Source organism: Ancylobacter moscoviensis, from assembly GCF_007559435.1.
Taxonomy (GTDB): Bacteria; Pseudomonadota; Alphaproteobacteria; order Rhizobiales; family Xanthobacteraceae; genus Ancylobacter; species Ancylobacter moscoviensis.
In genome coordinates, this window is sequence record NZ_VMBP01000002.1 from 459,131 (window position 1) to 471,812 (window position 12,682).

A 12,682-nucleotide genomic window follows, 5' to 3' on the forward strand; every position below is an offset into this window, starting at 1 on the left:
TATATATAGATAGAAAGATCAGAATTTTCGTTATTCGCAACGGATGAAACAGGCGCATGGTCGAGGACGATCTCGGAGGGCGGCTCCGCTACGTCCGCCAGTTGCACAAGCTCTCGCAGCGCGAGCTTGCCCGGCGCGCCGGCGTGACCAATTCGACGATCTCGCTGATCGAATCCAACACCAGCAATCCGTCGGTGGGCGCGCTCAAGCGTATCCTCGACGGCATACCGATCAGCATGGCGGACTTCTTCGGCCTGGCGCCCACCCTTCCGAAGAAGGCGTTCTATCGCGAGGACCAACTGACCGAGATCGGCAAGGGGCCGATCTCGTTCCGACAGGTCGGCGAGAGCGCTTTCGGCCGGGCGCTGCAGATCCTCAAGGAGTGCTACCAGCCCGGCGCCGACACCGGCGTCATCCCGCTGGTGCATGACGGGGAGGAGGGGGGCATCATCCTCAGCGGCCGGTTGGAGGTGACGGTGGACGGCGAGCGCAAGGTGCTCGGCGCCGGCGATGCCTATTACTTCGAGAGCCGGCGGCCGCACCGCTTCCGGTGTGTCGGCTCGGTGCCGTGCGAAGTGGTGAGCGCCTGCACGCCGCCGACTTTCTGACGGCGTCCCGCCGTTTCGTTCGGGGTTCCCTCCTTCACGGAGCTTTCTTCACACTTCCCTGGCGACATCGAGAAAGGCACGCAGGGCCGGCGGCACGGCACGATGCCCGGGATAGTAGATCCCGATCGCTTCCGGGGCGGGCGTCCAGGCTGCGAGCACCCGGCGGAGCCTGCCATCGGACAGGCCCGTCTGAGCGGCCCAGTCCGCGACATAGGCGATGCCCAGTCCCTTCATGGCGGCATCGACCATCAGTTCCTCGTCGTCGAGGATGACGGAGCCGTTTGTGTCGATGACGAGCTCCTGTCCGGCCCGCTCGAACTCCCATCGATAGAGCTTGCCGCTGGGTACGCGATGGCCGATGCAGCGGTGGCGGTGCAACTCCTCGGGGCTGCGCGGTTCGCCGAAGCGATCGAGATAGGCTGGCGCCGCGACGCAGACGAATGCCAGCGGTCGGGACAGCGGCAGCGCGATCATGTCCTTGGGGATCGATCCCATGAGGCGAACGCCGGCGTCGAACCCGCCGGACACGATATCGACCAGCCGCCCCTCGACGACGATGTCCACGCTCACATCGGGAAAGCGCTCCGCCATCGGCGGAAGCAGGTCGCGCACGAGAAAGCCGGCCGCCAGACGGGGAGCGTTGACGCGGACGGTGCCGGCGATGTTGCCCCGGAAGGGCGCTACGGCCTCCAGCGCCTCGTCCAGCAGGGCCAGTGCCGGCTGAAGACGGCCGAGAAGCTGGAAGCCGGCTTCCGTCGGCGAGACGCTCCGCGTGGTGCGGTTCAGAAGTCGCACGCCCATGCGTTCCTCCAGCGCGCGCATCGCGTGGCTCAAGGTGGAGGGAGCCGTGCCGATCTCGTCCGCCGCGCGACGAAAGCTGCGGTGAGTGGCGACCGCGACGAAGGCGGTGAGATCGTTGAGTGAGGGGCGGAACATTGATGGCGATCTTGCATCAGCTCATGCCGATTTCAACGGCTAATCGATGCAATCGGATTGCCCTATCTCCTACAGGCCGGCTGTCGGGGGCGGAAGGCCGCCGACGCGAAGATGCCGCGCCGGCGGACCGCTCGCCGTCCGCCGCACATCTCCACATCAGGCAAGGAATCCCACATGCCCAAGCGCGACGCCGTCTTTCCTGCCAACCGGCACTCTCTGTACGATGTCCACCAGTACTCCGCGGCCATTCGCTCCGGCGATCTTCTCTTCGTTTCGGGTCAGGTCGGCAGCCGCGAGGACGGCTCGCCCGAACCTGTCTTCGAGGCGCAGGTGCGTCGGGCATTCGCCAATCTGCGCGCCGTGCTGACGGCGGCCGGATGCAGCCTCGACGATGTGATCGACGTCACCACCTTCCACACCGATCCGCAGGCGCAGCTCGATACGGTGCTGGCCGTTCGCGCGGCGGAGATCGGCGAGCCGCCTTATCCGAACTGGACGGCGGTGGGCGTCACCTGGCTCGCCGGCTTCGATTTCGAGATCAAGGTCATCGCCCGCATCCCTTCGCACGATGAAAGCACGGATTACCGGGCACGCTGATTTCCATCATGACAGGCCCTCGTCATCGCCGTCGCCGATGAAGGAGCCGCTGCGGATCGCTGCCGGTGGCGCCGATGGCGACATCCAGCCGTGCTTCCAGCCGGCTGGACGGGATGACGAGGGCTGGGGACGTCCGCGTACGGAATCGCGGCGGCATCGGATGACCGCTCCGCCTCCCGACGAACAGCGTGACGGATTGCCGGCACAGCGCCTTTTGTGGTAGCAACGCGTCATTGATGCTGCGAACCAGGGAGGGGCGCGATGACGATTCTGTTCCGTTTGCCCGTCCCGGCCGGGATGGCGCACCGCTAGTTCGGCAGGCCGCGGAGCCGCGCTCCCCCGCCACCGTCTCCCGATTTCCGCTGATTTAGTCCTTCGCAGGAGAGGCGCGCCCTTTGCGCCTGTGCCCGTCATGTTTCCTACGTCCAAACGCGGCGCGGACGCGCTGCGCAATGTTCTCGCCTTCACCTTCCGCCACTGGGCCCGTCGCTGGCCGATCGCTGCCGGCATCGCTCTGACGATTACGCTTGCGACGCTGACGGAAATCTTCGTGCCGCTCTATGCCGGCCGGCTGATCGATGCCCTCACGGCGGGGAGCGGCGCGGCACCGGTGGCACTGGAAGCTTTCCTGATCATGGCCGGGCTGGGCCTTGCCATGGTCGTGCTGCGCCATCTCGCCTGGTGGGCCGTGGTGCCGCTCACGCTCGACATCATGGCCGATGTCGTGCGCGACTCCTTTCGCCGGGTGCAGCGCTTTTCCAGCGATTGGCACGCCAACAGCTTCGCCGGTTCCACTGTGCGCAAGATCACGCGCGGCATGTGGGCGCTCGACGTCATCAACGACGTGTTGCTGCTGTCGCTGCTGCCCTCCATGGTGGTGCTCGCCGGCACGGTCGGGCTGCTGATGCTGCACTGGCCGATCATGGGGCTGGTGATGGCGCTCGGTTCGCTCGCCTATGGCGGGCTGACCGTGACGCTGGCCACGCGGGTGGTCGCGCCGGCGGCGCGGGTCTCCAATGCCTGGGACACCCGCATCGGCGGCCTGCTCTCCGATACGCTCGGCGCCAACCAGGTGGTGAAGGCCTTCGGCGCGGAGGCCCGCGAGGACGAGCGGCTCGCCGCGGTGGTCACGCGCTGGCGCCGCCGGGTGCGGCGCACCTGGATGCTGGCGACCTGGAGCGCCAGCGGCGAGTTCGCCCTGCTCTGGGTGGTGCGCACCGCCGTCACCGGAACCGCGCTGTGGCTCTGGTGGCAGGGGCGCGCCACGCCCGGTGACGTCACCTATGTCCTCACCACCTATTTCGTGCTGCACGGCTATCTCCGCGAGATCGGCCAGCATGTTCACAACCTCCAGCGGGCGGTGAACGACATGGAGGAGATGGTCGAACTGCACGGGCTGACGGCCGGCGTCGCCGACGCGCGCGAGGCGCGGCCGCTGGCGGTGCAGGGCGGCGAGGTGCGTTTCGATCACGTCGACTTCCATTACGGGCGCCATGCGGCCCCGCTGTTCGCAGATCTCGACGTGCTCATTCCGGCCGGCCAACGCGTCGGCCTTGTCGGGCCGTCCGGTTCGGGCAAGACGACCTTCGTGAAGCTGTTGCAGCGGCTCTACGACGTCACCGGCGGCCGGGTGCTGATCGACGGGCACGATGTGCGCGAGGTGGCGCAGGCTTCGCTGCGCCAGCAGGTGGCCATCGTGCAACAGGAGCCGATCCTCTTCCATCGTACGCTGGCTGAGAACATCGCCTATGGGCGGCCGGGTGCGAGCGAGGCGGAGATCGAGCGCGCGGCGCGTCTCGCGAACGCGCACGACTTCATCCTGCGCTTGCCGAAGGGCTATCGCACGCTGGTCGGCGAGCGGGGCGTGAAGCTCTCCGGCGGCGAACGCCAGCGCGTCGCGATCGCGCGGGCCTTCCTGGCGGACGCGCCGATCCTCATTCTCGACGAGGCGACGTCCAGCCTCGATTCGGAATCGGAGGCGGCGATCCAGGAAGCGATGGAGCGGCTGATGCAGGGGCGGACGGCCATCGTCATTGCCCATCGCCTCTCCACGGTGCGGGCGATGGACCGCATCCTCGTCTTCGAGCACGGCCGGATTGTCGAGGATGGCCGGCACGAGACGCTGCTCGCCCGCCCTGGCGGCCGCTACCGGCGGCTGTTCGAGCGCCAGTCCGATGGCATGGCGCAGATCGAGGTGCCGGAAGGAGAGCCGGCGGGGTAGGGGCCTTGATGCAGCAAAGGTGGGCGCTCGTTGCTCCGTACGGGGCGGCGAGCGTCCATTCTCCGTATGGCCCGGGTCCGTGCTGCGAGCAGGGCTTCAGCGCAATAATTCCGCCGCCTATTGTTTTCGGTGCCAGGTCAGCAGTTGCAGCCCCGCCGCGCCGGCCGCGAAGGCGGTGCCCAGCACGCTGACCAGAAACCAGCCGCCGGCGCCCCAGGCGAGCGTCGCCGTGGCCGAGCCGATGGCGCCGCCGAGGAACATCGTTCCCATGAGCACGGTGTTGAGCCGTGCCCGGGCGGCCGGGCGGAGCGCGAACACGATATGCTGGTTCGAGACCAGGGCGCTCTGCATGCCGAAGTCGAGCAGCACCACGCCGACGATCAGGCCGGCCAGCGAGGTCCACAGGCCGAAGACGACCCACGAGACCAGCGTCACCACGGCGCCCAGCACCACGGCCTGTGTCGGCCCGCGCCGGTCGGCAAAGCGCCCGGCCAGTGGGGCGGCCAGAATGCCGACCGTGCCCACGAGGCCGAAAAGGCCAGCGATTTCCGCGCCAAGTCCGAATTGCGGTTCGGCGAGCCGGAAGGCAAGGACCGTCCAGAATACCGTGAAGGCCGCGAACAGCGCCGATTGCGTCAGCGCCGCGAGCCGCAGGGCGGGAAACTCCCGCCAGAGGTGCCAGATGGAGCGCAGCAGGCTCGGATATCCCATCGTGGAATCCGGTGCGCTGCGCGGCAGGACGATGGCCATGAGGGCGGCGGCGGCGAGTGCCATCGGCACCGCCAGCCAGAACATTTCGCGCCATCCAGCGTGGGAGGCGACAAAGCCGGCCAGCGTGCGGCTCAGCAGAATGCCGGTGAGCAGGCCGGCCATCACTGTTCCGACCGTCGCGCCGCGCTTTTCCGGCAAGGCGAGATGCGCCGCGAACGGCACGATCTGCTGGGCGACGGTGGAGAGGAGCCCGACGACCAGCGATGCCAGCACGAGCGTCAGCGCATTGGGCGCCATCGCCGCCGCAAGAAGCGCGGCCGACAGCAAGGCGAACTGCACGATGATCAGGCGTCGCCGTTCCATAAGGTCGCCGAGAGGGACCAGCAGGAACAGCCCGGCCGCGTAGCCGAGCTGGGTGGCGGTGGGAATGGCGCCCGCCAGCGGATCGGGCAATTCCTGCTCGATCAGCTCCAGCATGGGCTGGTTGTAGTAGATGTTGGCGACGGCGAGACCGGCGGCCGCCGCCATCGCGAAGGTGGTGCCATATCCAAGCGCGGATCGGGCAGCGGGGCTGTCGGCGGGACCTTCCGGGGCTGAATGCGGCATCGTCATGGGGAAACCGGCTCCGAGGAATGGAGAGCGGCGCCATCGGCGACGGCGCACGGTAAATGGGTGTGATGAGGAAGCGTCAGGCGCTGCGACGAGCGGCCTGCCGGAGGATATCGACGAGGGCGTCGATGTCGCGGGGGCCGTCGTAACGGACGCCGTCGACGAACAGGCAGGGCGTGCCGTTCACGCCGCCGCGCACGCCGCCGATGAAGTCGTGGCGGAGCTTGTCGTCATAACGGCCCTCGAACGCGGCAAGCAGAAGGGCGCGGCCGATGCCGAGGCGTTCGCCATAGACGAGGAGACTTTCGTCATCGAGCGCATCCTGGTTCTCGAACAGCATGTCGTGGGCGGCCCAGAACACGCCGGCCTGCGATGCCGCCTCGGCGAACTGCGCGGCGCGCCGGGCATGGGGATGGGCATCGACGAGGGGGAAGTTTCGGAACACGAACCGCAACTGTCGCCCCATTGCCTGCTGCACGGCCTTCAACACCGGATAGGCCTCGCCGCAATAGGGGCATTCATAGTCGCCGTACTCCACGAGCGTGACGGCGGCGTCATCGGGGCCGAGGATGTGATCGTCGGCGCCGACCGGGGGGATCGAGCGGGTCATGCCGCGGCTCCTGTGTTGTGGGCGCGCGCCGTCATGTCGTCGAGCGCATCGAGGATGCCATCGGCTCCGGGATTGAGGCCGAGCGGCGAGACATAGGACCAGCGGATCACGCCCTCAGAATCGATGACGAACAGCGCTCGCTCGGCGATGCCTTCCTGCGGGCGATAGACGCCGTAGCGGCGCGCCACCTCGCCCTTGGGCTCGAAATCCGCGAGCAGGGGGAAATGCAGCTTGCGCTCGCCCGCGAAGGCCGCGTGGCACCACACGCCGTCCGTCGAGATGCCGACGAGGCGGGCGCCGAAGCGGTGAAACTCCGGGAGCACCTCGTTGAATAGGGCGAGCTCGTCGCCGCAGACCGGGCTCCAGTCGGCGGGATAGAAGGCGAGGATAACCGGTGCGCCCCTCATCTCCGAGAGGGAGAGGTGCTGGTCCGGCGTCGCGGGAAGGCTGAAGTCCGGTGCGGCCTGACCAGGCTGCAGCGGAGTTCCGGGATGTGACTGATCGGCCATGTCGGGCCCCCCTTTCATCGGCGCCACGGAGGCGTACCCGCCGGACGGAACCGGCCGTTGCGGCCGCCGTGCGAACGCCTCCATTCGCGGTGCATAGTGAACCTTTCATTGGAAGGGGAAATTGGCCCTTCGCGTGCCGACGTAATACTTGAGTTTATTCTTGATCCTCCGCGGATCGTCTGGGCTCCCATCCGGCGGCGGGATGGCGTGCGATTGCGATAAGTCGACGGCTGACAATCTCGTATGACACGATTCCGGGTCGCGGGACTGGCGTCCCGTCATCCGGCATGCCCGCTGCGATCTAGGCGATAAGTCGAGAATATATCCTTCGTGTCATGCTTTATCTAAATATTATGTTGGTAATACTGTATATCATTTCCGGTATATGAGGTGTCTTATGCTATTGAAGCGAGTATTTTTATCAGGAATTATTCTGGTCGCCGCTGGCGGAGCCGCAGCACTGGCCTATGCCTGGCGCGGCGCGATTCCTCCCATAGCGCCGCCGGCTGTGACTTCATTCCAGCCCGACGAGGTGCTCCGCGGCGCCGACCTCGCGTTGATCGGCGATTGCCGTACCTGCCACACCACCGCCGGCGGCCGCACCTTCGCGGGCGGGCTGGCGATGCCGACGCCCTTCGGGACGATCTATTCGACCAACATCACGCCCGACCCTGAGACCGGAATCGGACGCTGGTCGCTGGCCGCCTTCACCCGTGCCATGCGGGAGGGGGTGGATCGCGAGGGGCGCCACCTCTACCCGGCCTTTCCCTACGACCATTTCAGCCTGACCGCCGACGCCGACCTGAAGGCGCTCTACGCCTTCCTGATGACGCGCGATCCGGTGGTTGCGGAAGCTCCCGCGAACGACCTGCCGTTTCCGATCAATCTTCGCCTCGTCCTGGCCGGCTGGAAGCTGCTGTTCTTTCATCCCGAGACCTACGTTCCCGACCCATCGCGCGACGCGCCGTGGAATCGTGGCCGCTACCTCGTGGAGGGCTTCGCCCATTGCGGCGCCTGTCACACGCCGCGCAACCTGATGGGCGCGGAGGTCAGTTCCCGGGCGTTTGCCGGCGGTGAGGCGGAAGGCTGGGCCGCGTTTCCGCTCGGCCCCCATTCGCCGAGCCGGATTCCGTGGACCGAGGCCGCCCTCGGCGATTATCTGCGGCAGGGCTGGCAGGCAGACCATGGCGTCGCCCTCGGCCCGATGCGGCCGGTGGTCGAGAATCTTGCCGAGGCGCCGGCCGAGGATGTCGCGGCGATGGCTCGCTATCTGGCCTCGCTCGGCGCGCCGGCCGCGACGTTCCCGCCGCTTCCGGCCGCCGCGCCGGATATGTCGGGGGCCCGTCCGCAATCCGCTGGCTGGCAGGCCGCGATTGCCGCGCCCGGCACCGGCCAGCCGGAAGGGCTTCGCCTCTTCGCCGCGGCCTGCGCCTCCTGCCACGAGGCGGGTCGGCCCCTGCCTCTGGGGGGAACCGACCTCGCGCTGTCGACGAGCCTGTCGGCCGACACGCCGCAGAACCTGCTGAACGTCGTCCTGCAGGGCGTGCCCGCCAGCGACGGGCAGGCGGCACCGATCATGCCGGGCTTCGTCTCCGCCATGAACGACGCGGCGCTGACGGCGCTCGTCGCCTATCTGCGCCAGACCGTCGCCGGCAAGCCGGGCTGGCCCGACCTACCGGCCGCCATAGCTGCGGCCCGCGATGCCGCCATTCCCTCGCCCCATGCGGGAGCCGCCCGATGATCACCTTCACCGTCAATGGCACGCAACGCTCCGTGACCTCCGACCCCGATACGCCGCTGCTCTATGTGCTGCGCGACGAACTGGCGCTGAACGGCGCCAAGTTCGGCTGTGGCCTCGGCCAGTGTGGCGCCTGCACGGTGCTGGTGGACGGGGAGGCGCTGTTCTCCTGCATCACGCCGGTGATGCTCCTGGAGGGGCGGAGCATCCGCACCGTCGAAGGGCTCGGCACGGTCGACGAGCCGGGGCCGCTGCAGGCCGCCTTCATCGCGGAGCAGGCGGCGCAGTGTGGCTACTGCATCGCCGGCATGATGATGCGGGCGCAGGAGCTGCTGGAACGCATTCCAGATCCCGATGACGACGACATTCTCGCCGCTCTCGAGCCCCAGCTCTGCCGTTGTGGAACCCACATGCGCGTTATCCGCGCCGTCAAGCGCGCCGCCCAAGCTCTGGCGCAGGCACAAGCCCTGGCGCAGGCATCGGAGGGAGCCCGATGACGCACGCGATCTCCCGCCGCGACGTGCTGCGCGGCACCGGCGCGCTGGTACTGGCCTTCAGCCTGTCGCGCCATGCCTTCGCGCTGACCGAGACCGGGGCGAGCGAGACACCGCTGCGGGGGCTGCCCGGCAGCCTCGATTCCACGCCGCTGCTCGACGCCTGGATCCGCATCGAGCCGAATGGAAACGCGACGGTGTTCACAGGCAAGGCCGAACTCGGCCAGGGCATTCGGACCGCGTTGATGCAGGTGGCGGCGGAGGAGCTCAAGCTGCCCATCGCGCGCCTTACCCTGATCACGGCCGATACGGGGCGCACCCCGAACGAGGGCTACACGGCGGCCAGCCATTCGGTGCAGGATTCGGGTACCGCTCTCCGCAACGCAGCGGCGCAGGTCCGTGAAATCCTCATCGGCGAGGCGGCCCGGCGTGTCGGCGCTAGCGCCAGCGAGCTCTCGGCGCGCGATGGCGTCGTGATCGGGCCCGGCGGGTTCCACTTCGGCTATGGCGATCTGGTCTCCGAGCAGCTGCTGCATGTCGATGCCCAGCCGACCTCGATCCTCACCGATCCCAGGGATTTCACGGTGATGGACCGTCCGGTGCCGCGGGTCGACATCCCCGCCAAGGTCACCGGCGGGGCGGCCTATGTGCAGGACATGCGGCTGCCGGGCATGGTGCATGGGCGCATCGTGCGTCCGCCGAGCTACGGCGCCCGGCTCGCCGCCCTCGACGCCGGGCCGGTCGAGACGATGCCCGGCGTGCTCAAGGTCGTGCGCGACGGCGCGTTCCTCGGCGTGATCGCCGAGAAGGAATGGACGGCGATCCAGGCGATGCGCCGCCTCGCGGCGCTTGCCAGGTGGGACGAAACCGCCGAACTGCCCGACGAGGCCCGCCTGCCCGATGCGCTGATGGCGCTGCCCTCCAGGGACACGACGATCCTCGACGTCGGCCAGCCGGTGGCGCCGTCCTACGCCGTCGACGGGTTGTTCAGCCGTCCCTATCTCGCCCATGGCTCGATCGGTCCGTCCTGCGCCATCGCGCGCATGGAGGGCGACGCGCTGACCGTCTGGACCCATACGCAGGGTGTCTATCCCCTGCGCAACGCGCTGGCGACGCTGCTCGCCATGCCGCAGGACAAGGTTCGCTGCATCCATGCGGAGGGAGCCGGCTGCTACGGCCAGAACGGTGCGGACGATGTCGGCGCGGACGCGGCGCTCCTCGCGCGGGCGGTGCCGGGCCGGCCGGTACGCGTGCAGTGGATGCGCGAGCAGGAACACGCCTGGGAGCCCTTCGGGCCGGGGATGGTCGCGCATCTGCGCGCGGCGTTGGGGCCGGACGGTTCGATAGCGGCCTGGCAGCATGATGTCTGGAGCCAGTCGCACATGATGCGTCCGGGCCCGCCCGGCACGCTGCTGGCCGCGCGCGATATCGCCGATCCGTTTCCTCCCGCGCCGCCGGTCGACCTGCCGATGCCGGAAGGTGGCGGCGATCGCAATGCGGTGCCGCTCTATGTGCTGCCCAACGCCCGTGCCGTGAACCACTTCCTGCCGGAGATGCCGCTGCGCGGCTCGTCCATGCGATCGCTGGGGGGCTATCTCAATATCTTCGCCATCGAGAGCACGATGGACGATCTCGCCGGGCTTTCCGGACAGGACCCGGTCGATTTCCGCCTGCACCATCTCGCGGATGAGCGCGCGAGGACCGTCGTCACCGAGGCCGCCGAGCGCTTCGGCTGGAAGAGCCGCCCGAAGGCTCCTGCCGGCAGTGGTTACGGTTTCGCCTTCGCCCGCTACAAGAATCTCGAGGCCTACTGCGCCATTGCCCTCGAAATCGCCATCGATCAGGACACCGGCCGCACCGTGATCCAGCGGGCGGTCGCCGCCGTCGATACGGGGCAGGTCGTCAATCCGGACGGGGTGCGCAACCAGATCGAGGGAGGCATCGTGCAGGCGACGAGCTGGACGCTGTTCGAGAGCGTGCGGTTCGACCGTCGCCGCATCACCTCGATCGACTGGGCGTCCTATCCGATCCTGCGCTTCGCCCATGTGCCGCGCCACATCGAGGTGCATATCGTCGGCCGACCGGGGCTGCCCTTCCTCGGAGCGGGCGAAGCGGCACAGGGACCGACGGGGGCGGCGATCGCCAATGCCGTTCGTGACGTCACGGGACGGCGCCTGCGGACGCTTCCGCTCGACGCCGCCACGGTTCGTGCTGCGATGACAGCTTCTTCCCTGCCGACGCACTCCCCGTCCTGACCGTCATCGTCCGGCTCTCTCGCGGATAGGTAATCACATGTCTCCTCGTATCCTCATCGTCGGCGGCTCGATCGGCGGCCTGTTCGCCGCCGTGCTGCTGGAGCGCGCCGGCTTCGACGTGACCGTCACCGAACGCTCGGTGCACGGGCTGGAAGGGCGCGGCGCCGGACTTGTCGCCCAGCGCGAGGTGTTCGCGATGCTGCGCGAAGTCGGCATCGAGCATGTCGCGCGCGTCGGCGTGACGGCACAGGAGCGGATCTATCTCGATCGCGAGGGCGGCATCATCCATCGGCAGCACATGCCGCAGACGCAGTTGTCATGGGATGTGCTGTTCCGAACCTTCCGCGACCTCGTTCCCGACGATCGCTACCGGAAAGGGCTGCGGGCGGTGAACGTCGCGCGGGAGTCCGACGGGGTACGTGTGCGCTTCGCGGACGGCAGCGAGGAACGCGCCGATCTGGTGATCGGTGCCGACGGCGTCGGCTCGACGATCCGGGGGGCGGTCGTGGGACCGGATTCGGTCCCAGAATATGTGGGCTATGCCACATGGCGCGGCCTCGTCCCGGAGGCGCAGGTGCCGCCAGAGGCGGCGCGGCAGCTCTTCGAGCGCTTTGCCTTCTACGAAATGCCCGGTTCGCACATTCTTGGCTATCTCGTGCCGGGACCGGACGGGTCCACCGCCGTCGGCCAGCGGCGCTATAACTGGGTGTGGTACCGCCGCTACGCGCCGGATGCTCTCGACGCGGTGCTCACGGATGTGGATGGCGGGCGGCGGCCCTTTTCGCTGGCTCCTGGCCGGGTGCGCCCCGAGACGGCGGACGTGATGCGGGCGGACGCCGCCCGGTTGCTGCCGCCGGCCTTCGCGGCCGTCGTGAAAGCCGAACCGAAGCCCTTCATCCACGCGATCTTCGACTACGCGCCCGTTCACATTGTAGCGGACCGCATCGCCCTGCTGGGCGACGCGGCCTTCGTGGCGCGACCGCACACGGCGATGGGTGTCGCCAAGGCCGCCGGGGATGCCTTTGCGCTGCGGGATGCCCTGCGCGACGTCTCCGGTCTCGATGCGGCGCTGGCTACCTATGAGGCCGAAAGGTTGCCGGCGGGACGCGCCATCGTCACCTACGGCCAGCAACTCGGGCGCTCGCTTGGCTGACGCCGTGTCTGTCCTTTGAAGCCGTCGCCAGCGCTTCCGTCAGTGCCTCGAACGATGGACTGCCGGAGCAAAGACGGATGCCGCTGGCCGGAACTCTAATCTTACGACGCGGAACCTGCTTCTGCCCGTTCGCAGTGTCATTGGCTGCGCGGAGTTCTTGACCTCCGCTGGAGCCGAGCCCGAACGCGAACGGGCCGCCCGGTGTTTTGCCGGGCGGCCCGTTTTCATTGGGGGAGGCGGA

The 12,682-nt window shown here is 68.2% G+C and carries 11 protein-coding genes; 7 read left to right on the forward strand and 4 right to left on the reverse strand.

The genetic code is table 11. The features are described 5' to 3' along the window. Positions 1-56 precede the first annotated feature (56 nt). Entirely contained in the window at positions 57-608 is a 552-nt protein-coding gene (locus tag FO470_RS08290; RefSeq protein ID WP_144342473.1) for a cupin domain-containing protein, read from the forward strand. Between the two features lie 48 nt (positions 609-656). On the opposite strand, the gene FO470_RS08295 is transcribed toward FO470_RS08290, so the two are convergent. Next, complete coding sequence (locus tag FO470_RS08295; protein ID WP_144342474.1) at positions 657-1,544, reverse strand: LysR family transcriptional regulator; 888 nt, start codon at positions 1,542-1,544, stop codon at positions 657-659. A 174-nt stretch (positions 1,545-1,718) separates the two neighbouring features. On the opposite strand from FO470_RS08295, the gene FO470_RS08300 reads away from it, so the two are divergent. After that, entirely contained in the window at positions 1,719-2,141 is a 423-nt protein-coding gene (locus tag FO470_RS08300; RefSeq protein WP_144342475.1) for a RidA family protein, read from the forward strand. A gap of 412 nt (positions 2,142-2,553) precedes the next feature. Then, positions 2,554-4,362: an ABC transporter ATP-binding protein gene (locus FO470_RS08305; protein ID WP_144342476.1), complete on the forward strand. Its 1,809-nt coding sequence runs from the start codon at positions 2,554-2,556 to the stop codon at positions 4,360-4,362. 117 nt (positions 4,363-4,479) lie between these two features. Here the strand turns inward: FO470_RS08305 and FO470_RS08310 are convergent, their stop codons facing one another. The 3 genes from FO470_RS08310 to FO470_RS08320 form a co-directional block, all read right to left on the reverse strand. After that, complete coding sequence (locus FO470_RS08310) at positions 4,480-5,679, reverse strand: MFS transporter (RefSeq protein WP_210244918.1); 1,200 nt, start codon at positions 5,677-5,679, stop codon at positions 4,480-4,482. 82 nt (positions 5,680-5,761) lie between these two features. Continuing rightward, a complete protein-coding gene (locus tag FO470_RS08315; protein ID WP_144342477.1) occupies positions 5,762-6,292 on the reverse strand; it encodes a DsbA family protein in 531 nt (176 codons plus the stop codon). Next, the gene (locus tag FO470_RS08320) at positions 6,289-6,801 is read right to left on the reverse strand and encodes a redoxin domain-containing protein (RefSeq protein ID WP_210244913.1); all 513 of its coding nucleotides are present in this window, start codon (positions 6,799-6,801) and stop codon (positions 6,289-6,291) included. The genes FO470_RS08315 and FO470_RS08320 overlap by 4 nt, the downstream gene beginning before the upstream one ends. Before the next feature lie 508 nt (positions 6,802-7,309). Here FO470_RS08320 and FO470_RS08325 point away from each other — a divergent pair. The 4 genes from FO470_RS08325 to FO470_RS08340 are packed head-to-tail and all read left to right on the forward strand — an operon-like array spanning position 7,310 to position 12,441. Continuing rightward, on the forward strand, positions 7,310-8,542 hold the full coding sequence (locus FO470_RS08325; RefSeq protein ID WP_246659519.1) for a c-type cytochrome: 1,233 nt from the start codon (positions 7,310-7,312) through the stop codon (positions 8,540-8,542). Then, on the forward strand, positions 8,539-9,036 hold the full coding sequence (locus FO470_RS08330) for a (2Fe-2S)-binding protein (protein WP_144342480.1): 498 nt from the start codon (positions 8,539-8,541) through the stop codon (positions 9,034-9,036). The genes FO470_RS08325 and FO470_RS08330 overlap by 4 nt, the downstream gene beginning before the upstream one ends. Next, positions 9,033-11,288, forward strand: coding sequence for a xanthine dehydrogenase family protein molybdopterin-binding subunit (locus tag FO470_RS08335; RefSeq protein ID WP_144342481.1), 2,256 nt, complete (start codon positions 9,033-9,035; stop codon positions 11,286-11,288). The genes FO470_RS08330 and FO470_RS08335 overlap by 4 nt, the downstream gene beginning before the upstream one ends. 37 nt (positions 11,289-11,325) lie before the next feature. Further along, positions 11,326-12,441: an FAD binding domain-containing protein gene (locus tag FO470_RS08340; RefSeq protein ID WP_144342482.1), complete on the forward strand. Its 1,116-nt coding sequence runs from the start codon at positions 11,326-11,328 to the stop codon at positions 12,439-12,441. Positions 12,442-12,682 lie beyond the last annotated feature (241 nt).